Raw genomic sequence first — 25,709 nt, 5'->3', positions numbered from 1 at the left:
TGTTCCAGAAATTTCATCATACTAATTTTCTAATTACCAATTAGTTTAAAATCAATTATAATTATATGGCCCGCAACTTTATTCAACCTAAAATCTCCTTTACTTCTTCAACTGTTGCAGGGAAAAAAATAGTGGCACCTGTTAACAAATTGCCCTTTAAATAATTTATATAATTAACTTTTGTATCCTCAGATATCGCGTTAAAAATATTCACTAAAGAAATAGCCTTTTTTCCGCTATTGGCTGCCTCAAATAACGCGGCAGACGAGTAACCTATTATAACTTCAAAGTTTCCGAAAATGATATTGGCAGGAACAATGCTTGGAATTATATGGCACTCCTTTTCGAGCGAATAAAGAAAATTAAACCTTGGATGCATTTTTATAGCCACGTTTTCGGGCTTCAGCAAACTTATCAGTTCATCGTTCTTTTTAGTGTACTCCTCTTCCGAAACCATATTATCAGAAACCGTGTTACCTACCAGCAACATATATTTTTTATTGCCGATATGGAACTTTTCGTCAAGCAGGGCTTTAATAAAATCTACTTCAACCGGAATATCTGCTAACAGATTAATTTTATTCTTTTTTATGTACGAATCACTTACCTTATAAAAGAACTTAGACCCGCCCCACACAGGAATTGTTAATGCAGAAAAATTTGCCCTGATCCAAAACTGTTTGGCAATGGATTTTAAGGTATATCTTGTTTCCCACATTGACATATCAATATCGGGTTTGTAATAAATGGTGTTGTCATCAGCCACCTGGTTTAGCCACCAGCTAACATGGTAACCAAACGCATTATAAAAAAAGTATATAACAGCGTTTTTAGGCCTGCCCAATTTTTCCAATAACTCTTGTTTATACTTATTGAGTTTTAATGGCAATAATAATTTACCAATTCCGCCTGCTTCAGGCGGGCGATCAATAAGCATCACCTTTTCTTCGGAGAAAATTGTTTTAAAAAAATCGGCTATAGGCTTTTGATCCGTTATGATTTTAAATTCTTCCTGCCCGTGTGTTATTGTAAGAACAACAGGAATGGATAAATAAGAAAGACAAAATACATAGATCATACTACTTTCAGATAAAGCTGTTTAATTTTTTTGAAATAGGTCATTAATATGATAACCAGTATAATCATACACTTCATGATCAAACTTAACCAACCCGGCTCTACATATTTAAAAAAGCCAAAAACAATAATGCTCAGGATCAAGAAATAAAGAGTAACTACTTTAAAATTTATGGTCAGGAAATAATAATTCAATGAAACCTTGTAAATGATAATGAAGTATATGACCTGGGTAATCACCGTAGAGTAGGCTGCACCTTTAATACCATAATTTTTAATTAAAAAATAATTGAAAACTATGTTTATAACCGCTGCCAAAACGCTTATGACCATTAGGGGGATCGTGTTTTTACTTTGGTGAAATGCCAGGTTTTGCAAACTATTCATCTGGATAAAAAAGTACCCGAATGCTACTATGGGAACAATGTATGCAACGTTTAAATACGGCGCGGTAAGAAAAAGCTTTATAAAATCGTTGCTTATAAAGGCAACTATAAAACATACCACCAGCAACGCTATAATGTTGTCATTATGGAGTTTTATTATCCTGTTCTTATCCGGCTCCTTGGCATTTGCCATGGCAAAAAACATAGGGTTATATGACATTAAAATAGCGGTAGCGAACAACTGTACAAACTGCCCCATTTTATAAACAACAGAATATAAACCCACCTGAGACAGGTTATAAAAATGGTTTATAAAAAACCTGTCGCTCATGTTAATTACCCAGTTAGACAAAAGTGATGGCAATAATGGCAATGAATATTTAAGCGTAGTTGTGATAACAGCTTTGTCAAACTTAAAATTCATACTCTTCACTATAGCTATAACGTTAATGGGGAAGAATATAAAATAAGCTATTATGGTGGCCATGTATACTGAAACAGCCGATCTGTAGCCAATAAATAACGCAACACATACACATATCACATTCACGATCACCTGCCCTATAGTAAGAAACAAAAATTTAGCCGGCTTGCCTTCAACCTGATAAAGCGTTCTGGGCACTATTGTTAAGGCTGTAAAAAGAGCATCGCACATGCCCAAAATTATCAGGGGGTAAAAGGGAATACCGGTGAGTATTGAGGATACCGCGCCTTTAAAAGCAAATGTTAGCAGTACAACAATTGATGATATTACAACTATACCAATATTGATGGTCCCTAAAAAGTTCCTTTTACTTTCTTCATCTTTATAATCATGATACAGTCTGTATAAGGATCTTTCTAAGCCAAACGAAAGAAAAAACACATAAATGACCGAAAACACCTGCAATGTGTTGATTATGCCAATATCAGCCGGACTAAGGTAATGTGTGAATAAAAATACCAGAAAAAAACTTACGCCTTTTTGTGCCATTGTACCCAACCCATATATAGCGGTATTTTTTAAAAGCGAAGCCATTTATTTAAATGAGACAAACTAAAATTTAATAATTAACAACCGATAGCACTTTATAAAAAGGCGTTTTCATCAAATTGTCTTTATGGCTAAAAAACAACCATGTAACATTCATTATTTACGCCATTGTGTGATAAGCTAACTTTTTAATTATATCCCCAGGAATGATGACGTTCAAAAAAATCTATCCGTGGAGCAATTTCTCTAAACTGATTTTAACATTTTCAAACACAATGGAATGCCCTTCGGAATTTACATGAAACTCGTCAAGCGCTATCCTGTTTATATCTACCCCGGCACCAAAAGGATCAACTACAAAAAAGTTGGGATATTTATTTCTGAGTTCTCTGTAAATGCCATTATATTCATTAATGCTGTTAATAATATGAGGGCTTTTACGCACAAACTCTTCAGTAACGGGCGCTATTGATATGGCCATCACCTTGGTACCCGTTTCAAGCGCCCGTGATAAATAACTATCTACACTATTCCTGAATGCACTGGAGGTAACAAATGCGTATTTAGGATTGCGGGCACCATACTTTTTTATAGCAGAAAAAATTACCGATTGAATTTTTCCAGGCAGCTTGTATAAAATCTTAACAAAAAGATTTCTCTTATTAACATATCTTGGGGAACAATCAACAATCCCCAATTGCAAGATCACTATATCAGGATTATAGTATTCTAACAGATCAGCACCTTTTTTTACATTAGTGACATCTCCGCCCTCCGAAACTAACCGTAAAACAGTAGATGCCCGTTTACATCTGTCTATAAAGTTGATTTCAGGAAAAGCTTTGATCAATTTATAAACCCAGGTATCTTCATATGAAATTTCATTACGGGGCATTCCATTTGAATCTGCAACTATTAAAACTTTGGCCATTACTTAAATTAGTCAATTTGAGAAACTGCTGATTTGCCATTAAAGTTTAAGAAGGAGAAAATTGTCTCGGTAACATACAAAGCGTCCTGTAAAGTTGAGGCCGAATATAGGTCACTATCAATTTTACCTAAAAAATGTCTTGCCTGATCGTAAAAGCCTGGTTTAAATTTATCCTCGGTATCGCCGCAATATTGTTCCTCAACAATTTTAGGGATATACTGGCGGATAGGTAACTCTGGTGTTGGGTCTCTTATATCAAAGCCTTTATATAATCTCAGCACTTCCAGGGGCTTTAATTCAATAAGCTCATGATCCATGAATATCTTTATCGAGAAATTCGATGGAGAATCCCATACAGAAATTAAATGTATTTGAAAGTTATAATCGTCGCCTGATTGCTCAAATAATGAGTTAAAGGTATCATGCAAGTGAGTCCACTTAGATTGCACCGAAGAGTGTATAACATCAAACTCACCTATTAAATGATACAATAAATCAATTACGTGCGAAGAGTTTTGAAGCCACAGGTTTTTCAATAAAAAATCATCTTTTCCCTTGGTGGTTTCAGGAACTTCAACAATTACCGACCGAATTTTTGATTTAACCAGCCTTTCACGCAAAGCCGGTACAAATTTATAAAACCTGCGGTTGTACCCTATTTGCACTTTTGTGCCATATATCTTTTGTAATTCAATAGCTTCCCTGATTTTAGATGGGGATAGGGCTACCGGTTTTTCTACAAAAATGGGTTTGCCTAATTTTATAAGGTCCAATATCATTTTGTCAATTTCGGGCCAGCTTGCTACTACCCAAATGGCGTCAAAGTCGCACTCTTCAACCATTTCGTTCCATGACAAAAATGCACTGGTAACCTGATATTTATCCTTAAATGAATTTAACCTCTCGTTATCTTCCTTTGCGGCAACACCTACTATTTTGCACCCTAAGTTTATTAAAACATCTGCGTGAAAATGTGCTATTTGACCACAACCTATAAAAATAATTTTATTCATACTTATGTTATATTTAGGGGAGAAGAAACATGAGTTGAAACATAGTCAAACAAAACTTTGTGAGCCAGATAACTTTGTTCAATAGTTGGAAGGTAAACTTCATTATACTTCCCGTTAAAAATAAGATCAACGACCTCATGTATGTATGTGCTTACAAAACGTACATTTAGGTCCTTGATCTCAACTTTTTTATCGGGGCCAATTTTAATAAGTGTATTTTGGGTTTCGTGAATTGTATAAAGGTGGTTTTCTGTTACAATTTGTATTGACGCCACAGAATTGACTGCCTGATTCCTGAATACGGCAATATTTCCTTTTTTATCGCTCAGCCCTATTGTTCCGGCTAAATCAAAGAAACCTGGCCTTTTTTGCTCATATACCGAGCTAACTTCAGAAAAAACAACATCATATTCCTTTACACCAAACAGCCAAAAGTACAACTCAAACTGGTGTATGCCTACGGTAGACATTCCCCAATTTGGCATATTGGTATAAAAAGTATAGTCTTTACTATCTTTAACATTTTCATAGATCTCTCTATAAAAATGCTGAGCATGAGCAATAAAGTTTACATAAATAGGAACGCCCAATTTAGCAGCTAATGCCTGGATGCTTAAGTAATCTGATTCGCTTTGAACTACTGGTTTCTCAATAATAACAGCAGCCGGAAGGCGGTTTAACACAGGCTCTAAAAGTTCCACTCTTCCCGAAGCCGTGGTAGCGACGATAACTACTGATGTGCTATCAATCTGCTCTGTCAACAGGTCAAGGTCTTCTATTAAACTGATTCTGCCGAGGTCAAGATTATTGCTTATACAAAATTGATTGACTGATAGCAGGGAATCCTTTATAAAATCATAAGCAATGATCTTAAAATCCAATTCACTTTTATATAAAGCCTGAATGTGCCTTTTACCAATATTTCCGGTACCTATAACTATTACTTTGTTCATCCGCAAAAAATTGAAACTTAATTATTTAGCTACTTTTCTGTATTTTAGCTTTTCTCTCTGAACTTCTTCAATATCAAGAACGTCTTTGCTTTTGTAAGTAAGCGTTTGAGTTACTGCTTTTAAATCCCTGATAAGTTTTCTCAAACCATCTGGTTCCAATGAAGCGGCATGGTCTGTTCCTTTCCAGGTCCTGTCTAAGGTGTAGTGTCTTTCAATCCATTCAGCACCTAAAGTATGAGCGGCAATATCAACGGCTATACCTAAATGGTGTCCTGAAAAACCTATTGCTTTAACTTTATCTTCGTACTTCTCTTTTAATGTCAGAATATCTAACAAACAAACGTCCTTAAATGGAACCGGATATCCTGATGTACAGTTATAAACTACCAGATCTTTGTTTCTTCCTTTGGTAACAAAAAACTCAACAAGGTCATCAATTTCATCTTTGGTTGTCATACCTGTAGATACGTGTATCTCACCTTGATAATTATCACATAACCAACCCAGCATTTCGTAATTGTTATTACAAGCCGATGGTATTTTGATTAGCTGAGGGTTTAACGGAGCAATTTCTTTAGCTGATGTTAAATCCCAAACAGATGTTGAGTAAATTATACCCAGGTCATCACAAAATTCTTTTAACTCAGCATGCTGTGCAGCGTTAAATTCCAAAAACTCCCTGTGAGCACCGTAAGTATCTCCGTAAGCATTAGCCGGATTAGGGTGTGGAGTATTGTATTGTTCTTCTGTTAATAATTCCTTATTATTTCTCTTTTGAAATTTTACGACATCAGCATCACAAAAAATCTTAGCGATCTTAATAAGTTCTTTTGCGATAGTCATATCACCTTTGTGATTACAGCCTATCTCCGCGATAACTTTTGGTTGTTTCATTTTTTTGATCTTTTATTTAATTTAATAATCGTTTCAATTCCTTCCCTGATAGCTTTGTCACCGCCGTAGCTGTGCAAAACAACATCGGCCATTTGTTTAAGCTCACTAACCGCGTCAACCGGTGTAAATCCCCAGCCAACACTTAAAATGTTAGCCAGATCATTAACATCATCCCCTATATATGCCAATTCATGACGATCGACATTCAACTTGGCGCATACTTTATTTAATAGCGAAAACTTATCTTTTACACCTTTATAATAGTGGTTAATTTGCAGCTTTCTCATCCGCTGGTCAACTATCGGACTATTTTCCGAGGTCATTACAACTATTTCTATACCGCTTTCCCGCGCAATTTCAAGCCCCATCCCATCTCTTAAACTAAAAGCCTTGGCCAGTTCACCATCACCGCTTACCCAAACCTTTCCTTCGGTAAAAACACCGTCAACGTCCAGCACAAGCGCCTTTATTTTTGAAGCCGCCTGTTTATGAAGGCTAAGTCGGTTAGCTAACAACTGTTCCACAATGTGCCAGTCAGCTGGTTCATCAATCTCAATTAATGATTCCTCAACCATCTCAACAACCCCTATCTTTCCGCCCAATCTGTTATGCTGTTCCTTATAAGCATCTTTCTTTATGGCGTAAACGGCGCCATTTTCAATAAGCAGTCCTTCAAAGTCCTGCCTCCTGGGCCTGGCGAGGTAATTGTAATTTATGCTTGTTCCTTCTTTGGTCCATAAAAACCTTTTTGATTCAACAACCGTTAGTGCGGAATCGCATCCCCCGTTTACAACTTTATCAAGCGTTTTATTTATATCGTCTTTTGATGTTAACGGCGATGTAGCCTGTAACAGGCAATATATATCAAAATCAAAATCAAGACTCTGGGCCAGTTCAAGCATACCGAATTCAGTTGAAGCTGTATTGGTTGCGGACTCAGGGCTGCGTTCAAAAACCTTTACCTTATCTGTCCATTTATAGTCTAACTGAATACGCTCAATTATACTTTCGTCGTCGGTAAAAATATAAATCTCATCTAAATTACTTTCTATAGCCTCACCCAAAACCCACTGATACAAAGGGCGCCCCAGCAATTTCTTCTTGTTTTTTCCCGGAATTCCTATCGAGCCTTTTCTTAACGGTATTATTGCTATTGACTTCATTTATTAACTCTTAAATAGTTTAGCAAAAAAACCTTTTTTCTCTTTTGCATCATGGCTATAACCATAACCATAGCCGTAGCCATAACCGTAGCCATAACCGTAACCATAGCCGTAATATCCACCTTTAACAGATTCAATATCATTAATAATTAAATAAGCTTTCTTTAACTTTCTGTCGCTAACCAGCTTATTTAAGATACCTAACTGAGATTTATAGGTATACCGCTGACGTACAACATAAAGTACTACATCTGTGAATTTTTCGATACTTAGCGCGTCGGCAACAAGCCCAACGGGTGCGGTATCTATAATAATGTAATCAAACTTTGCTTTTAATTCAGTGATCATCTTCTCTAAACGATCACTTAACAGCAGCTCCGCAGGGTTTGGAGGAATAGCGCCTGACGATACAAGGTAACAGTTTTCATGAAAAAATGTGGGTTTAAGTATTTCATCAACCTTCATTGTTTCAGAAACAGCGTAATTGGTAAATCCGAAACTGTGGTCGGCGCCAATTTGAGTTGACATTTTGGGTTTCCGCAAATCCAGTTCTAAGAAAACAACCTTTTTACCACTCAAGGCTAAAGTACTACCCAAATTTAAACTCACAAATGATTTACCCTCGCCGCTCATACTTGATGTAACCAATATAACCTGCGCATTGGTAGACGCCCCGAGATAGCTCAAATTTGTCCGCAAGGACCTAAATTGTTCGGATATAATTGACCGGGAGCCGGGCAACACCACTAAATTCTCTTTGTCTTCATTATTACCTATTTCACCAACAACCGGTATACTGGTTTCCTTTTCAACATCTTGCTTGGTAATAATCTTTATATTGAACGATTCTTTAAGTGTCAGGAAGCCGATAGGGAATATCAATCCGAAAATCAATCCGCCTAAATATACAATTGAGGCTTTTGGGCTTGATTGCTTATAATCACTTTTTGCAGGGTCAATTATCCTTGAATCAGACATGGTCGACGTTTTCGAAATCGCTGTCTCTTCTCTTTTTTGAAGAAGGAACAAATACAGTGTTTGACGCAAGTTTTGCTCGCGCGAATAATCAAGGAATATCCTTTGCGCTTTAGGTGCAGATTGGATTTTTTGATTAATCAATCCATTTTTTTGAGATAACTCTGCTTTAGTTGCTTCTAACCCTTTTTTGTATATATCGAAACTTTTCTCCAGGTTCTGTCTTGTACCTTCAATTTGATCATCAACATTCTTAACTACCGGATTATCTGTTTTATAAGATAATTCCAATTTGCCTTTTTCTACAAGCAAATCATTATATTTCTCTATTGCTGTACCGAATGCAGGGTCCTGAACGGATAAGGTATTAGGAATAATAGTTTTATTAACTGAATTTTTAATGTATTTCTCCAGGTCCTTAACTATTGCAAGTTGTACATCAACATCATTCAGCTTATTTAAATATTCACTGGAACCTTGTACAAGCGCTTTTGATTGCTCAACAACATCCGCCAATTTATTCTCTTGTTGAAAGCTTTGTAATTTATCCTCAACACCAGATAATTCTGAACTAACTATTTTTAAACGGCTATTTATGAACTTAATAGTACTATCTGCTATTTGAACTTTATTATCTAAGTTCTGCTTGATATATAAGTTCATTAATGTTTGCAGTATAGCCTCGCCTTTTCGGGGATGCGAGTATAGCAGCGACAGATCTAATGTAGTACTTTGCTTATCAGATAACTGAACATCGCATTTCTGTGATAACTCGTCAACTTTTGCATCTGTTGATTGTATAGAAACAATGTATTGACCCAGAACAGATGGTGAATAGTTAACTTTTTTATTTAATATGATATCGTACATGCCAAGTTTGATAACACTTCCAAACTTTCCTTTAATGTCAATATCGTCCTTTCCGTTCTTAAGAGAAAAAGAATCATTCCCCAACAGTTCAATATCGTAATTTCGGATGAGTACGGAATCAACATTAATTTTGTAATTAACAGTTACCGCGAATGGTGCCTCATCATATAACTCTACGCTGTTTATAAAACCTTTTCTATATATGGTAACATTAAGCTGCATCTGGTCAATAACACTATTGATCAGGCTTTTTGACTTCAATATTTCCAATTCATTTTGAGCATTGTTAGGTAAACCAAAAATACTGGAGAAATCAATTCCCACGGCACCACTACCGGAAGAAGCACCTCCTCCTTTTTGGTCTTCAACCATCAATTTGCTTGAGATATTAAAACTGGGGGTAGAATACCTTAAATAGGCGAATGAAAGGACTAAACAAACAATTACGCTTAACACAAAAAACGCCCAATTATTTATAAACTTTGATAACCAAAACTTAAAATCAATAGTTTCATCGGTATCGTTTATTGTATTATTGGTAGACATAAACTCCTTATCCATTTTTTTTATTTTTTATCTTATCCTGCTTATTAAAACAATTATAACTGACAAGGCAGCTGCTATAATTGTATACGATCTTGCTTTTGAGGCATCTGTTGAAGCAACCTTTGATTTATTAGGTTCTATATAAATCAGATCATTCTGCCTTAAATAGTAATAGGGAGATGTCATTATTTCGCTCTTATTGAGGTTAAGACGAACCGGGGTTTTGGTACCATCTAAATTTTCTCTTACTAATAACACATTTTCCCTTTTGCCGAAAATGGTTAAATCACCGGCCAGTGATATAGCATCTAATATACTGGTCCTTTCATTTGCTGATACATATACACCGGGCTTGGCTACTTCTCCGGTAACACTAAACTTAAAGTTGGCAAACCGTACTATTACCGTTGCGTCCTTATAGTTTTTATTTGCTTCTTTAGCAATAACTTCCTTTGCCTGACTGGTGGTAAGGCCTACTAATTTAATGTGCCCAAGAATTGGCACATCAACAAACCCCTCCTTGTTAACCAAATAACCAGAGGAAATTTGTCCGCCCTGACTACCGGAACCAACAGGTGAGATAGAATTTTGAATAGGTAAATTGCCTGAATTGATAGATACGGTGGCCTGAGGATCTACCGTTTGAACCAGTATTGTTAAAATGTCATCAACCTGAATTGTTGGCTCAATAAACTCCGCCTTGGCAATTGTCTTAAGCTGCCCTGAATCGGGAATATCTTGGAAGTACTTAACATTTTTGGGTGCTGAGCATGAAAATAACCCAACACTGACAATAAAAATCGGCAATAATAAGCACAAATTTCTTAAGCAGATATTTCTCATAAAGTTAAGATTTCAAATCTTATAGATGTGTTTTAAAACGTCGCAATATATACACTTTTTTCTAAAAAACGACTAAATAATTATTATTTTTTTTATAAAAGTGCCATAACTATAACTTTTCCTTAATTAAAAGTGCATTTTAATGTAACATTTAAAATTAAGCTTGTCCCATTGTACCACCGAAATTCATCGGAAAACCTGATGGATCTTGTTGTATTTTAATACGTCCATTTAGGGTTTCAAACTTTTCAATATTGTCTTCCAATGCAGATAAAAGGCGTTTGGCATGCTCTGGCGTTAATATGATCCTTGATTTTACTTTTGCCTTTGGCACACCAGGCATAACCCTGATAAAATCAAGCACGAACTCTGAACTGGAATGAGTGATTATGGCCAGGTTTGCATATATGCCTTCTGCAATCTCTTCAGAGAGTTCAATATTAAGTTGGTTTTCGTTTTGCTCTTCCATATTATTTTAATTAATAAGTCCTCCTTATAGTAAAAATACCTTTATTACAATAATTTATACCCATTTGCAATTGCCAGCCTCTTAAACAGCAAATCTTAAATAATGTTTTAATTTTTTTTAATTAATTTCCTAAACCGCTAATTTCAAATCTTTTAAATTATATCAGGGTCATTAACTAAATTGACATCAAGAGATATGTTTTTCATTCAGATGAACAACTGGTACATTCTAAATATCATATTTAAATGGTATGTAAAAAGGTGCGGATGTATCCTAAACAGATTAAACGTTATTATCTTTACAATTGAGATGATACGCTAAAATTCTTTAAATAGTTTCGTAGGGATATCTTAACAAGATAGTTTAAAATCTATAAAGCAAAAGGCCTTACCTTATCAAGGGCAAATTCCAGTTGCTCTGCAGGAGTGAGCTCGGTATTGTCCAATATAATAGCGTCATCGGCCCTCACCAACGGGCTTTCCTCGCGGGTGGTGTCCTGATAATCACGATGGGCCAGGTTTTCAAACACATCCTCTAACGTAATTTCAGGGTTCTTGCCAACAATTTCTTTGTAACGTCTTTCAGCGCGCACCTTTGGGTCGGCAGTCATAAATATTTTTACCGTAGCATTGGGGAAAACAGTTGTGCCAATGTCGCGCCCATCCATCACAATGTTTTTGGAATGGCCCATGCGTTGTTGCTGTTTCACCATCTCTTTGCGTACCTCGTGTATGGCAGCTATTTCGCTTACCTTATCAGATACGGGCATCAAACGGATCTCATCCGATACTTCTTCATCGTTTAGGGTAATATGGGTCTGGTAATCGCGCGAATGAAAATTGAGATGGATGTTCTTTAAAGCCTCCACAATTTGCTCGTGATTGTGTACATCAATATTGTTGCGCAAAAAGTACAAAGCAACGGCCCGGTACATGGCGCCACTATCTACATAAATAAAATGAAGCTTTTTGGCCAGGGCTTTGGCCAGTGTACTTTTGCCGCAGGATGAATAACCATCAATTGCAACTACTATATTTTTATTCATAAGTGTTGCTAAAATACAAAAACAAATGAGCAAACATTGCCATTTTCATAAAAAACTAATCGATAACGAAAGTTTTTAACAGCCCGCTTTTTATGGAAACCAAACGTTAACACAGTGTTAACATTTAAGGTATATAAAAAGAAAATCCGTCTCATAAATTAATATGAGACGGATTCCTCTTTATTAGTTTTGAATAGCTTAAGCTTCTACCTCTTCAGCTTTTGAAGCCATTAAGCGGTCAAACTCTTCTTGTGAGCCTACACGGATATTTTCATATTCGCGTAAACCTGTACCTGAAGGGATCAGGTGACCTACAATTACGTTTTCTTTAAGACCAAGCATCAAATCTTTTTTACCTGCAATTGCAGCCTCATTCAGTACTTTGGTAGTTTCCTGGAATGACGCGGCTGAGATAAATGATTTAGTACCTAATGATGCCCGGGTGATACCTTGCAGTATCGGGCTTGAAGTTGCCGCAATAGCATCACGCACTTCAACCAATCTTAAATCTTTACGTTTAAGTATTGAGTTTTCGTCACGTAACCTTCTCAAAGATACAATCTGCCCGGCTTTCAATGTAGGCGAATCACCAGGCTCAACAACAACCTTTTTATCAAATATTTCATCATTCTCAGTCATGAAATCCCAGCTGTCAACAGCTTCACGCTCAAGGAAACGGGTGTCACCTGCATCCTCAATTGATACTTTCTGCATCATCTGGTGTACAATAACCTCAAAGTGTTTGTCATTGATCTTCACACCTTGCAAACGGTAAACCTCTTGTATACCATTTACCAGGTATTCCTGTACTGCGGCCGGGCCTTTAATAGCCAGGATATCAGCAGGTGATATTGAACCATCAGATAATGGCATACCAGCTTTCACAAAGTCGTTATCCTGTACAAGGATGTGTTTTGACAATGGAACAAGGTATTTTTTAACCTGACCGTCTTTTGATTCAATGGTGATCTCACGGTTACCACGTTTAACACCACCTAAAGTTACCACACCGTCAATTTCGGTTACAACAGCAGGGTTTGATGGGTTACGCGCTTCAAACAACTCGGTTACACGTGGTAAACCACCTGTAATATCGCGGGTTTTACCGGTTGAACGAGGGATCTTAGCAATAACCTGTCCGGTTTGTAGTTTCTCGCCTTCTTCAACGGCAATGTGTGCTCCTACCGGAATGTTATACCCTTTTATAATGTTACCTTTTGTATCAGTGATCTGGATAACAGGGTTTTTAGTTTTATCCCTGGTATCTATAATTACTTTTTCGCGGTGACCAGTTTGCTCGTCAGATTCTTCACGGAAAGTGATTCCTTCTAATACGGCTTCAAATTGGGTTAAACCTGCAAATTCAGATATAATAACAGCATTGTATGGATCCCATGAACAAATACGGTCGCCTTTGGTTACTTTGCTGCCATCTTTAATGTAAAGGTATGAACCGTAAGGGATGTTATTGGTAACAATTACTTTATTGCTTCCTTCTTCAACGATACGGAACTCACCTGAACGGCCTAACACCACATCAACTTTACCTTCTTCGGTAGTATATTCAACCGTACGAACGTTTTCAAATTCAATGATACCATCAAACCTTGCATTGATCTGTGATTCAGCAGCAATGTTTGAGGCGGTACCACCCACGTGGAACGTACGCAGGGTTAACTGTGTACCCGGCTCACCAATTGATTGTGCTGCAATAACACCTACAGCCTCGCCTTTTTGCACACGTTTACCGCTGGCAAGGTTACGGCCATAGCATAATGCGCACACACCACGCTTGCTTTCGCATGTTAATACCGAACGGATTTCAACACCTTCAAGCGGAGAGTTCTCTATTTTCTTGGCAACTTCTTCAGTAATGTCCTGACCGGCTGTCGCCAATAATTCATTGGTAATAGGGTCATGTACGTCATGTAAAGTAGTACGGCCTAAAATACGGTCATATAATGGTTCAACAATATCTTCATTGTCTTTCAGCGCTGTTGTGTAAATACCTCTTAAAGTACCACAATCAACTTCGCCTACAATCATATCCTGGGCAACGTCATGCAACCTACGGGTTAAGTAACCTGCATCGGCAGTTTTCAACGCTGTATCCGCCAAACCTTTACGGGCACCGTGAGTTGAAATGAAGTATTCCAATACCGATAAACCTTCTTTAAAGTTTGACAGGATCGGGTTTTCAATGATCTCGCCGCCTGAACCTGATTTTTGAGGTTTAGCCATCAAACCACGCATACCTGCAAGTTGACGGATCTGCTCTTTTGAACCACGTGCACCTGAATCAAGCATCATGTATACAGAGTTGAAACCCTGATTATCGGTACTCAAGATATCCATTACATTCGCGGTTAAGCGATTGTTGATACGTGTCCAAATATCGATGATCTGGTTATAACGCTCGTTATTGGTAATGAAACCCATATTGTAGTTACCCATTACCTCATCAACTTGCTTAGAAGCCTGTTCAATAAGTGCAACTTTTTCTGCTGGGATATTGATGTCCTTAAGGTTAAATGATAAACCACCCTGGAATGCCATCTTGAAGCCTAATTCCTTAATATCATCAAGGAATTGTGCCGCACGTGCCATACCGGTAATTTTCACAACCTCACCAATAATATCACGCAGTGATTTTTTGGTCAGCAACTCATTAATATAACCAACTTCAACCGGTACATGCTGATTAAACAACACACGACCTACAGTGGTATCAATAATTTTGCTTACAATACGGCCATCTTTTTCTTTAGCAAGAGCCTTAACTTTAATAAAAGCATGCAGGTCGAGTTTTTTCTCGTTATAAGCAATAATTACTTCCTCTGCCGAGTAAAAAGTTAAGCCTTCGCCTTTTACAACACGTGATGCGTCAGTTTTACGGCCTTTGGTTATGTAGTACAAACCAAGTACCATGTCTTGCGACGGTACAGTAATAGGCGTTCCGTTTGCAGGGTTAAGGATGTTGTGCGATGCAAGCATCAGGATCTGGGCTTCCAAAATTGCTGCGTTACCAAGTGGTACGTGAACAGCCATCTGGTCACCGTCAAAATCCGCGTTGAAGGCTGTACAGGTTAAAGGGTGCAATTGGATCGCTTTACCTTCAACCAGTTTTGGCTGGAATGACTGGATACCTAACCTGTGCAGCGTAGGCGCACGGTTTAGTAATACAGGGTGTCCTTTCAATACGTTTTCCAGAATGTCCCAAACTAATGGGTCTTTACGGTCAACTATCTTTTTGGCAGATTTTACTGTTTTAACCACACCACGCTCAATCATTTTGCGGATGATAAACGGTTTAAACAGCTCGGCAGCCATATCTTTTGGTAAACCGCATTCGTGTAATTTAAGGTTTGGCCCTACAACAATTACCGAACGGGCAGAGTAATCCACACGTTTACCTAATAAGTTTTGACGGAAACGGCCTTGCTTACCTTTCAGGATGTCTGAAAGTGATTTCAGGGCACGGTTACCTTCAGTTTTAACAGCGTTTACTTTACGTGAGTTATCAAATAACGAATCCACCGCTTCCTGCAGCATACGTTTTTCGTTACGTAAAATAACTTCAGGCGCTTTGATCTCGATCAAGCGTTTTAAACGGTTGTTACGGATAATTACACGACGGTAAAGATCGTTCAAATCTGAAGTGGCAAAACGGCCACCTTCCAAAGGCACCAACGGACGCAGCTCAGGCGGGATAACCGGAACAATCTTAACGATCATCCACTCAGGGTTATTCTCAATCCTGGTTTTTGCATCACGGAAAGCCTCAACAACCTGTAAGCGTTTTAAAGCTTCGTTTTTACGTTGCTGTGAGGTTTCGTTTGCGGCCTGGTGACGTAGGCTGAATGACAATTCATCCAGATCAAGGCGTTTTAGCAGCTCTTCCAAAGCCTCGGCACCCATTTTGGCTACAAATTTCTGAGGATCTTTGTCGTCAAGGTACTGGTTTTCTTTTGGAAGGGTATCTAATACGTCAAGGTATTCTTCTTCAGTCAGGAAATCCATTTTGTTGATCCCGTCAGCTTCTTTAATACCAGGCTGTATAACTACATATCTTTCATAGTAAATGATCAGGTCAAGCCTTTTAGTAGGCAAACCTAACAGGTAACCAATTTTGTTTGGTAATGAGCGGAAATACCAGATGTGCGCAACCGGAACCACAAGGTTAATATGGCCCATACGCTCACGGCGAACTTTCTTTTCGGTTACTTCAACACCGCAACGGTCACAAACAATACCTTTATAACGGATACGTTTGTATTTACCGCAATGGCACTCATAATCTTTAACCGGACCAAAAATACGTTCGCAGAACAAACCATCGCGCTCAGGTTTATACGTCCTGTAGTTGATGGTTTCTGGTTTTAAAACCTCACCGCTTGAACGTTCAAGGATGGACTCAGGCGAGGCCAGGCTGATCGTAATTGTGGTGAAATTACTTTTGATTTTATTATCCTTTTTGTAAGACATAGTCTCCTTTGTTTTTAATTATTGAAGGATGAATTATTGAATTATAGAATTCGAAAATTACTGAAGGACCGAATTAATCAATAATTCAATCCCTCAATAACTCAATAATTATTCTAACGTGATATCTAAACCTAAACCTCTTAATTCATGAACCAATACGTTGAATGATTCAGGAACAGACGGAGTTGGCAGGTTTTCACCTTTAACGATAGCCTCGTAAGTTTTGGCACGGCCTATAACATCATCCGATTTAACGGTTAATATTTCCTGCAGTATGTTTGATGCACCAAATGCTTCGAGTGCCCAAACCTCCATCTCACCAAAACGCTGACCACCAAACTGGGCTTTACCACCCAATGGCTGTTGTGTAATTAATGAGTATGGCCCAATTGAACGCGCGTGCATCTTATCATCAACCATGTGGCCCAGTTTTAACATGTAGATAATACCTACCGTTGTTTGCTGGTCAAAACGATCGCCTGTTAAACCATTGTATAAATAGGTACGGCCTGATTCTGGCAGGTTTGCCTTTTTAACCCACTCTTCCACTTCTTCGTGGCTTGCACCATCAAAAATTGGAGTAGCGAATTTAATACCAAGCTCTTTACCGGCCCAGCCTAATACCGTTTCATATATCTGCCCCAAGTTCATACGTGAAGGTACACCCAGCGGGTTCAACACAATATCAACCGGTGTTCCGTCTTCCAGGAAAGGCATATCTTCGTCACGTACAATACGCGCAACAATACCTTTATTACCGTGGCGACCGGCCATTTTATCACCCACTTTAAGCTTACGCTTTTTAGCGATGTAAACTTTAGCCATTTGAACAATACCTGAAGGCAGCTCATCACCCACACTGATGGCGAATTTATCACGACGGTAAGCTCCTAATTCCTCATTAACTTTAATGTTATAGTTATGAAGAAGGATCTTGATCTGATCGTTCTTGTCATCATCTGTGGTCCATTTAGTTGGGTTAATATTTTCGTAATTAAGCTCAACTAATATTTTCTGGGTGAATTTAACGCCTTTTGGTACATGCAGTTCTTTGTAAACGTTGTAAACACCTTGTGATGTTTTACCGTTCACGATCTCAAATAACTTTTCGATCAAAGTATTTTTAAGATCTTTTACCGCTTTTTCATGTTTGATATCCAGTTTTTCCAACTGTGCTTTTTCTTCGGCTTTTGAAGTCTTTTTAGCACGGCTGAATAGCTTGGTATCGATAACCACACCTGCAATAGATGGCGGAGTTTTCAGTGATGCATCTTTAACATCACCTGCTTTATCGCCAAATATCGCGCGTAACAGTTTTTCTTCCGGTGATGGGTCAGATTCGCCTTTTGGAGTGATCTTACCAATCAGGATGTCGCCTTCTTTAACCTCGGCGCCTACACGGATAATTCCGTCTTCGTCAAGGTCTTTGGTAGCTTCTTCTGATACGTTAGGGATATCTGGTGTCAATTCTTCCTCACCACGTTTGGTATCACGCACTTCCAGCTCAAATTCTTCAACGTGAAGTGAAGTGAATATATCCTGTGATACCACGCGCTCAGATATTACTATCGCATCCTCAAAGTTGTAACCTTGCCAAGGCATGAATGCCACTTTAAGGTTACGGCCAAGGGCAAGTTCACCTGCTTGTGTAGCATAACCTTCGCAAAGCACTTCGCCTTTTGATACCCTTTGGCCTTTTTTAACAATCGGCTTAAGGTTCATGGTTGTACTTTGGTTGGTTTTCTTGAACTTGGTTAAACGGTAGCTTTTTGAATCGCCATCAAAAGATATCAGGCGGTCAAGCTCGTTACGATCATATTTAATACGGATCTCGTTTGCATCTACGTATTCAACCACACCATCGCCTTCGGCGTTGATCAGTGTACGTGAATCTTTTGCAACACGACCTTCCAGCCCGGTTCCAACAATTGGCGATTCAGGACGCAATAAAGGCACTGCCTGGCGCTGCATGTTCGATCCCATCAATGCACGGTTAGCGTCATCATGTTCAAGGAACGGAATTAACGAAGCCGCAATTGAAGTAATCTGGTTTGGAGCAATATCCATCAAATCAAGTCTTTCAGGCTCAATGATCGGGAAGTCGCCCTCAAAACGTGCTTTAACACGCGGAGTAGCAAATACGCCGTTATCATCATAATGAGCGTTTGCCTGACCAATGGTTTTACCATCCTCATCCTCGGCCGATAAGTAAATAACCGGCTCATCAACCTGAACTTTACCTTCAACCACACGTTTGTACGGGGTTTCAATAAAGCCTAAGTTATTGATCTTGGCGTGTACGCAAAGAGATGAGATCAAACCAATGTTCGGTCCTTCCGGAGTTTCAATGGTACATAACCTACCGTAGTGGGTGTAGTGTACGTCACGAACCTCAAAACCAGCACGCTCACGTGATAAACCACCCGGCCCTAAGGCTGACAGACGACGCTTGTGCGTGATCTCTGCCAGTGGATTGGTTTGGTCCATGAACTGTGACAACTGGTTTGTTCCAAAGAACGAGTTGATAACAGATGATAATGTACGTGCGTTGATCAGGTCAGTTGGCGTAAACACCTCGTTATCGCGGATGTTCATACGCTCACGTATAGTACGTGCCATACGTGCCAAACCAACACCAAACTGAGCATATAACTGCTCACCCACTGTACGAACGCGACGGTTTGACAAGTGATCGATATCATCCACCTCAGCTTTAGAGTTGATCAGTTTGATCAAATACTTAACAATGGCAATAATATCCTGTTTGGTTAACACCTTTGTTTCATCAGAGGTGTTCAGTTTTAATTTACGGTTGATGCGGTAACGACCCACATCGCCCAGGTCATATCTTTTATCAGAAAAGAACAAACGGTCAATGATACCACGAGCTGTTTCTTCATCAGGTGGTTCAGCGTTACGTAATTGACGGTAGATGTGTTCAACCGCTTCTTTCTCTGAGTTGGAGGTATCTTTTTGTAAGGTGTTATATATAATAGTATAATCACCGCTGGTGGCAGCATCTTCCTTATTAAGGATAATGGTTTTAACACCGGCGTCAATGATCATATCAATATGGTCATCTTCCAATACAGTTTCGCGCTCAAGAATGATCTCGTTACGGTCAATAGACACTACCTCACCGGTATCCTCATCAACAAAGTCTTCAACCCATTTTTTAAGCACTCTTGCAGCAAGCTTACGGCCAATAAATTTCTTAAGGCCTGATTTGCTCACCTTTACCTCGTCGGCCAGTTCAAACAGCTCCAATATATCTTTATCAGAGTCATAACCAATGGCACGAAGCAGCGTAGTAACCGGGAATTTCTTTTTACGGTCAATGTAAGCATACATTACGTTGTTAACGTCTGTAGCAAACTCAATCCATGAACCCTTAAATGGAATAACACGGGCCGAGTATAGTTTTGTACCGTTGGTATGGCGGCTCTGGCCAAAGAACACACCTGGCGAACGGTGTAACTGTGATACAATTACACGCTCGGCACCATTAATAACAAACGTACCTTTAGGGGTCATGTAAGGGATGGTTCCCAGGTACACGTCCTGTACAATTGTTTCAAAATCTTCGTGTTCCTCGTCATTACATGACAGGCGAAGCTTGGCTTTTAAAGGCACACTGTAAGTTAATCCGCGCTCAATACACTCTTGTATATCGTAACGTGGCGGATCAATAAAGTAATCAAGAAACTCTAAAACAAAGATGTTTCTTGAATCCGATATAGGAAAATTTTCAGCAAACACTTTAAACAAACCTTCTTTATAACGGTTGTCTGAGGTGGTTTCCAATTGAAAAAATTCCTGGAAAGATTGCAACTGCACATCCAGAAAATCAGGGTAATCAAGTACCTTTCTACTGGTTGCAAAGTTTACTCTTTGATTATTGTTGTTTGCCAAGGTATTATAATTTTAGTTTATTAATAAACTTTTGTAGATGTAAGAATTGAGATGTGAGATGTAAGACAAGAAAAAAACAGAAATCAAATACCCGTTCAAAATAAACAGGTTAAAAGTCTCATATCTCAAATCTACTATCTGATATCTAAACTATTATAAACAGCAATAGACCCCGACCAAAACAGGTCGGAGTCTGATGCTATATTTGAGTGGGTTAAATTATTTAACCTCAACTACTGCTCCGGCTTCTTCTAATTGTTTTTTCAGAGATTCAGCTTCTTCTTTAGATACACCAGTTTTTACTTCTTTAGGTGCGCCGTCAACAAGATCTTTAGCTTCTTTCAAACCAAGACCGGTTAAGTCTTTTACTAATTTAACAACTGCTAATTTTTGGCCACCTGCTTCTTTCAGGATAACGTCAAATGCAGTTTGTTCTGCAGCAGCAGCAGGGGCGTCATCGCCACCAGCAGGAGCAGCAGCAACAGCAACAGCTGCAGCAGCAGGCTCAATACCATACTCATCTTTTAAGATTTGAGCTAATTCGTTTACTTCTTTTACTGTTAAGTTTACCAACTGTTCAGCAAACGCTTTTAAATCCGCCATTTTATTTAAATTTTACTTTTAATGCTTTTTGTTTTTTAATATCGAACTTTAATAAGGTGTTCGTTAACCTCTTTCCTGTAATGTTTTCACAACACCTGCAATGATGCTTCCGCCTGATTGTAATGCAGAAACAACGTTTTTGGCAGGTGATTGCAGTAATCCGATTATCTCGCCGATCAATTGTTCCTTTGATTTTAGTTTGATCAAAGTATCGATCTGGTTATCACCAATAAATATCGATGAATCAATATAAGCTGCTTTTAAAACCGGTTTGTCACCCGCTTTTCTCAATTGTTTGATCAGCTTTGCCGGAGCAGTTGCTGATTTTGAAAAAAGGATTGATGATGAACCTTTTAATACATCATATATTGGAGCATAATCACCGCCTGCAGCTTCCATAGCTTTTTTGATCAAGCTATTTTTTGCTACCTTCATCGTAATTTCGCTATCGAAACATTTACGACGGATGTCATTGATCTTAGCAACCGTCAGATCTGAAGTATCAGTAATATAAAAATTACCAAATTCTTTCATCTGCTCAGTAAGGGCAAGAACAAGATCGTGTTTTTCTTCTTTATTCATGATTAAATCCCCGCTACTGTTTTGGTTTCAATTTCAATTCCAGGCGACATAGTTGAAGATAAATGAATGCTCTTGAAATATGTTCCTTTTGCTGCTGATGGTTTTAATTTTGAGATAGTTTGCAATACTTCTAATGCATTCTCATAAATTTTATCTGCAGGGAAAGATGCTTTTCCTATTGAGGTATGGATGATACCTGTTTTATCAACTTTGAAGTCGATTTTACCGCCTTTTACCTCAGTTACAGCTTTTCCAACTTCTGGGGTTACTGTTCCTGATTTAGGGTTTGGCATAAGGTTACGAGGGCCTAATATACGACCTAAACGACCTACCTTAGCCATAACGCTTGGCATAGTGATGATAATATCAACATCAGTCCATCCGCCTTCAATCTTGGCAATATAATCATCCAAACCTACGTAATCTGCACCCGCGTCTTTTGCTTCCTGCTCTTTGTCAGGAGTACAAAGTACTAAAACACGTACAGTTTTACCGGTTCCATGAGGCAATGTTGCAATACCACGCACCATTTGATTGGCTTTACGCGGGTCAACACCTAAACGAACATCTATATCAACTGATGAATCAAACTTAGTAAGGGTTAATTCCTTTACCAAAGCTGATGCAGCTTCTAATGAATACGATTTATTTGCCTCAATTTTGGAGAGTGCCACTTTTTGATTTTTTGTTAATCTAGCCACTGTCTTAAACTGATTTTAATATAAATTAATTATTCCAGGGAGCCGTACCTGATACGGTTATTCCCATACTACGGGCAGTACCTGCCACCATTTTCATGGCCGATTCTACTGTGAATGCATTCAGATCCACCATCTTATCTTTAGCAATAGTTTCAACCTGTGACCAATTTACATTGGCTACTTTTTTACGGTTGGGCTCTGCTGAACCGCTTTTTAAACCTGTTGCTTCCAATAACTGGATTGCAACCGGAGGGGTTTTGATGATAAAATCGAAAGATTTGTCAACATAAACAGTAATTAAAACAGGCAACACTTTACCAGGTTTATCCTGGGTACGTGCATTAAACTGCTTGCAAAACTCCATGATATTCACACCTTTTGCACCCAATGCTGGTCCAATTGGCGGTGATGGGTTTGCAGCGCCGCCTTTTACCTGCAGCTTTACCATCGCACCGATTTCTTTTGCCATTTTAATTTACTTTAATTATAACTCAATGTTAGTAAGTGGAAGCTAAGTAACATTTAAGGTTTTTAGATTTGAGATGTTAGATAGGAGATTTGAGACTCTTACCCTATTTACAAACCTGTATGTTTTTATATTATTGTTAGTTTTGATCAATTTGACTTTTCAATGTATTACATCTAAAATCCTATATCTCAAATCTATTCTTTTTCTACCTGCATGTAATTCAATTCAAGCGGCGTACGGCGCCCAAATATCTTTACCATTACTTTTAGTTTTTTCTTTTCTTCGTTAACCTCTTCTATCACACCGCTAAATCCGTTGAAAGGACCGTCCATCACTTTCACGTTCTCGCCAATATAATAAGGCACGTTCATGGTTTCGCCCTGGGCGCTCATTTCATCAACCTTACCTAAAATACGGTTAACTTCGGCCTGGCGTAATGGAATAGCATTCCCGGCTTTATCGCCCAAAAAACCTATTACACTATTTATATTTTTAATGATGTGTTCAGTTTCGCCATCAAGCACCGCCTCCATTAATACATAGCCTGGAAAATAGTTACGCTCTTTAGCTATCTTCTTTCCATCGCGCATCTGGTAATATTTTTCAGTAGGTATCAATACCTGCGGCACTAAATGCGTAATGCCCAAACGACTAATTTCGGCATCAATGTATTGTTTTACCTTCTTTTCTTTACCACTTATGGCTCTCACTACATACCATTTCAGTTGATCACTCATCGTTGTCTCCAATATATTATGTTAGTGAACTATAAAATACTTTAAGCAAATAAGCTATAATCTGGTCCATACCTAAAATAACCATAGCTATAATAATTGCGGCAACAAGTACCAATACAGCGCTGCTTTGCAATTCGCGCCAGGTTGGCCAGGTTACTTTTTGAGTTAACTCAATGTATGATTCTTTAATATATTCAGCTACGCCTGCCATTTTATTGTTTTGCTTATGCACGGGAACAAGGATTCGAACCCTGATCAAAGGTTTTGGAGACCTCTATTCTACCGTTGAACTATTCCCGTGTATTTAATAATAAGAAAACATAAGTTTGCTTTTTACAGTCAAACTTATGTTTCCAATTAACCTTTTCGAAATTCTTATTTCAAAATTTCAGTTACCTGGCCAGCACCTACTGTTCTGCCACCTTCACGGATAGCGAAACGTAAGCCTTTTTCCATAGCGATAGCGTTGATCAATTTTACAGTGATGGTAACGTTATCACCTGGCATAACCATTTCTACACCTTCGGCTAATGAAATTTCACCAGTTACGTCAGTTGTACGGAAATAGAATTGCGGGCGGTATTTATTGAAGAATGGAGTGTGACGGCCACCTTCTGCTTTTGATAATACGTAAACTTCTGCTTTGAAGTCGGTATGCGGGGTTACTGAACCTGGTTTGCAAATAACCATACCACGACGGATATCAGTTTTTTCAATACCACGTAACAATAAACCTACGTTGTCACCAGCTTCACCACGGTCAAGGATCTTGCGGAACATCTCAACACCTGTTACAGTTGATTTTAAGTTTTCAGCACCCATACCCAGGATATCAACTGGCTCACCAGAGTTGATTACACCACGCTCGATACGGCCTGTTGCAACAGTACCACGACCAGTGATTGAGAACACGTCTTCAACCGGCATCAAGAAAGGAAGCTCAGTTAAACGTGGAGGAATTGGAATGAAGTTATCAACAGCATCCATCAATTCCATAATTTTATCAACCCATTTAGGATCGTTATTTAAGCCACCAAGAGCTGAACCCTGGATAACTGGAATATCATCACCTGGATATTCGTAGAATGATAATAATTCACGAATTTCCATTTCTACTAATTCTAATAATTCCGGATCATCAACCATGTCAACCTTGTTCATAAATACAACAAGTGCAGGTACACCTACCTGACGTGCCAACAGGATGTGTTCGCGGGTTTGTGGCATCGGACCATCAGTAGCAGCAACAACAATGATTGCACCATCCATCTGAGCCGCACCAGTAACCATGTTTTTCACATAATCCGCGTGACCTGGACAGTCAACGTGTGCATAGTGACGGTTAGCTGTTGAATACTCAACGTGTGCTGTATTAATAGTAATACCACGCTCTTTTTCTTCAGGAGCTGAGTCAATTGAATCAAATGAACGAGCTTCTGAGAAACCTTTATCAGCCAGTACTTTTGTAATAGCTGCTGTTAAAGTTGTCTTGCCGTGGTCAACGTGACCGATTGTACCGATGTTTAAGTGCGGTTTACTGCGGTCAAACTTTTCTTTTGCCATGATTTATTATTATTTGTAGGTTAATTTTATACTTAAAATGTATTCTTTTTTATTCTATTGAGCCAACAATGGGATTTGAACCCATGACCTCTTCCTTACCAAGGAAGTGCTCTACCCCTGAGCTACGTCGGCTTATTGTTCTTTGTTCATTGGTTCATCTGTTCAATCGTTCATTAATCTTGTACAACTTAGTACTAATGAACTAACTCCCTGATGAACCAACCGAGCGGAAGACGAGGTTCGAACTCGCGACCTATAGCTTGGAAGGCTATCGCTCTACCAACTGAGCTACTTCCGCTTTTTTTAAATTCCAAAAACTAAACTCTAAACTCTAAAATATTTTTTTTAGAATTTAGAATTTAGCTCTCCTGGAATTTCCAGTGGGGGGAGAAGGATTCGAACCTTCGTAGCCGAAGCAACGGATTTACAGTCCGTCCCATTTGACCGCTCTGGTATCCCCCCAGTTGTTGATTTCGGATTTGCGATGTCCAAAGTTGAAGCTAAACATCACACTTCCGA

20 protein-coding genes and 4 tRNA genes are annotated in these 25,709 nt (G+C 38.6%); all 24 read right to left on the bottom strand.

Annotation, left to right across the window (positions count from 1 at the left end; all coding sequences use genetic code 11):
• Positions 1-82 precede the first annotated feature (82 nt).
• The gene (locus J2W55_RS01900) at positions 83-1,078 is read right to left on the bottom strand and encodes a hypothetical protein (protein ID WP_310091317.1); all 996 of its coding nucleotides are present in this window, start codon (positions 1,076-1,078) and stop codon (positions 83-85) included.
• Positions 1,075-2,481 (bottom strand): lipopolysaccharide biosynthesis protein, encoded by a 1,407-nt coding sequence (locus J2W55_RS01895; RefSeq protein ID WP_310091315.1) that lies wholly within the window; start codon positions 2,479-2,481, stop codon positions 1,075-1,077. Before J2W55_RS01895 ends, J2W55_RS01900 begins: the two co-directional genes overlap by 4 nt.
• Positions 2,482-2,662: 181 nt before the next feature.
• Positions 2,663-3,367 carry an SGNH/GDSL hydrolase family protein gene (locus J2W55_RS01890; RefSeq protein ID WP_310091313.1) on the bottom strand — a complete coding sequence of 235 codons (705 nt, stop codon included), beginning with the start codon at positions 3,365-3,367 and terminating at the stop codon, positions 2,663-2,665.
• An 8-nt stretch (positions 3,368-3,375) separates the two neighbouring features.
• Entirely contained in the window at positions 3,376-4,380 is a 1,005-nt protein-coding gene (locus J2W55_RS01885; RefSeq protein WP_310091310.1) for a Gfo/Idh/MocA family protein, read from the bottom strand.
• A 2-nt stretch (positions 4,381-4,382) separates the two neighbouring features.
• Positions 4,383-5,333, bottom strand: a complete 951-nt coding sequence (locus J2W55_RS01880; RefSeq protein ID WP_310091308.1) for a Gfo/Idh/MocA family oxidoreductase — start codon at positions 5,331-5,333, stop codon at positions 4,383-4,385.
• 21 nt (positions 5,334-5,354) lie between these two features.
• Positions 5,355-6,227: an N-acetylneuraminate synthase family protein gene (locus J2W55_RS01875; RefSeq protein WP_310091307.1), complete on the bottom strand. Its 873-nt coding sequence runs from the start codon at positions 6,225-6,227 to the stop codon at positions 5,355-5,357.
• Positions 6,224-7,390, bottom strand: a complete 1,167-nt coding sequence (locus tag J2W55_RS01870; RefSeq protein WP_310091305.1) for a cytidylyltransferase domain-containing protein — start codon at positions 7,388-7,390, stop codon at positions 6,224-6,226. The genes J2W55_RS01875 and J2W55_RS01870 overlap by 4 nt, the downstream gene beginning before the upstream one ends.
• A gap of 3 nt (positions 7,391-7,393) precedes the next feature.
• Positions 7,394-9,796, bottom strand: a complete 2,403-nt coding sequence (locus J2W55_RS01865) for a GumC family protein (protein ID WP_310091303.1) — start codon at positions 9,794-9,796, stop codon at positions 7,394-7,396.
• A gap of 12 nt (positions 9,797-9,808) precedes the next feature.
• Entirely contained in the window at positions 9,809-10,624 is an 816-nt protein-coding gene (locus tag J2W55_RS01860; RefSeq protein WP_310091301.1) for a polysaccharide biosynthesis/export family protein, read from the bottom strand.
• Between the two features lie 157 nt (positions 10,625-10,781).
• Positions 10,782-11,093, bottom strand: coding sequence for a DUF3467 domain-containing protein (locus J2W55_RS01855; protein ID WP_310091299.1), 312 nt, complete (start codon positions 11,091-11,093; stop codon positions 10,782-10,784).
• A gap of 370 nt (positions 11,094-11,463) precedes the next feature.
• The gene (cmk, locus tag J2W55_RS01850) at positions 11,464-12,138 is read right to left on the bottom strand and encodes a (d)CMP kinase (RefSeq protein ID WP_310091297.1); all 675 of its coding nucleotides are present in this window, start codon (positions 12,136-12,138) and stop codon (positions 11,464-11,466) included.
• Positions 12,139-12,336: 198 nt separating this feature from the next.
• Positions 12,337-16,623 (bottom strand): DNA-directed RNA polymerase subunit beta', encoded by a 4,287-nt coding sequence (gene rpoC, locus J2W55_RS01845; protein ID WP_310091295.1) that lies wholly within the window; start codon positions 16,621-16,623, stop codon positions 12,337-12,339.
• Positions 16,624-16,731: 108 nt separating this feature from the next.
• Complete coding sequence (gene rpoB, locus J2W55_RS01840) at positions 16,732-20,535, bottom strand: DNA-directed RNA polymerase subunit beta (protein WP_310091293.1); 3,804 nt, start codon at positions 20,533-20,535, stop codon at positions 16,732-16,734.
• Positions 20,536-20,754: 219 nt separating this feature from the next.
• Complete coding sequence (gene rplL / locus J2W55_RS01835) at positions 20,755-21,138, bottom strand: 50S ribosomal protein L7/L12 (RefSeq protein WP_310091291.1); 384 nt, start codon at positions 21,136-21,138, stop codon at positions 20,755-20,757.
• Positions 21,139-21,201: 63 nt separating this feature from the next.
• On the bottom strand, positions 21,202-21,720 hold the full coding sequence (rplJ, locus tag J2W55_RS01830) for a 50S ribosomal protein L10 (protein WP_310091289.1): 519 nt from the start codon (positions 21,718-21,720) through the stop codon (positions 21,202-21,204).
• Between the two features lie 2 nt (positions 21,721-21,722).
• Positions 21,723-22,421: a 50S ribosomal protein L1 gene (gene rplA, locus J2W55_RS01825; protein WP_310091284.1), complete on the bottom strand. Its 699-nt coding sequence runs from the start codon at positions 22,419-22,421 to the stop codon at positions 21,723-21,725.
• 25 nt (positions 22,422-22,446) lie between these two features.
• A complete protein-coding gene (gene rplK, locus J2W55_RS01820; RefSeq protein ID WP_310091281.1) occupies positions 22,447-22,890 on the bottom strand; it encodes a 50S ribosomal protein L11 in 444 nt (147 codons plus the stop codon).
• A 194-nt stretch (positions 22,891-23,084) separates the two neighbouring features.
• Positions 23,085-23,627, bottom strand: coding sequence for a transcription termination/antitermination protein NusG (gene nusG, locus J2W55_RS01815; RefSeq protein ID WP_076374894.1), 543 nt, complete (start codon positions 23,625-23,627; stop codon positions 23,085-23,087).
• Positions 23,628-23,643: 16 nt separating this feature from the next.
• A complete protein-coding gene (gene secE, locus J2W55_RS01810) occupies positions 23,644-23,838 on the bottom strand; it encodes a preprotein translocase subunit SecE (RefSeq protein WP_310091275.1) in 195 nt (64 codons plus the stop codon).
• Positions 23,839-23,856: 18 nt separating this feature from the next.
• Positions 23,857-23,927: transfer RNA gene (locus J2W55_RS01805), tRNA-Trp, on the bottom strand.
• 75 nt (positions 23,928-24,002) lie between these two features.
• Positions 24,003-25,190, bottom strand: a complete 1,188-nt coding sequence (gene tuf / locus J2W55_RS01800; RefSeq protein ID WP_310091273.1) for an elongation factor Tu — start codon at positions 25,188-25,190, stop codon at positions 24,003-24,005.
• A 60-nt stretch (positions 25,191-25,250) separates the two neighbouring features.
• Positions 25,251-25,322, bottom strand: a tRNA-Thr gene (locus tag J2W55_RS01795).
• Positions 25,323-25,415: 93 nt separating this feature from the next.
• A tRNA-Gly gene (locus J2W55_RS01790) sits at positions 25,416-25,488 on the bottom strand.
• 83 nt (positions 25,489-25,571) lie between these two features.
• Positions 25,572-25,652: transfer RNA gene (locus J2W55_RS01785), tRNA-Tyr, on the bottom strand.
• Between the last annotated feature and the right edge of the window lie 57 nt (positions 25,653-25,709).

This window comes from Mucilaginibacter pocheonensis (assembly GCF_031456535.1).
GTDB classification, from domain to species: Bacteria; Bacteroidota; Bacteroidia; order Sphingobacteriales; family Sphingobacteriaceae; genus Mucilaginibacter; species Mucilaginibacter pocheonensis.
This window is presented reverse-complemented; position numbering and strand designations above follow the sequence as displayed.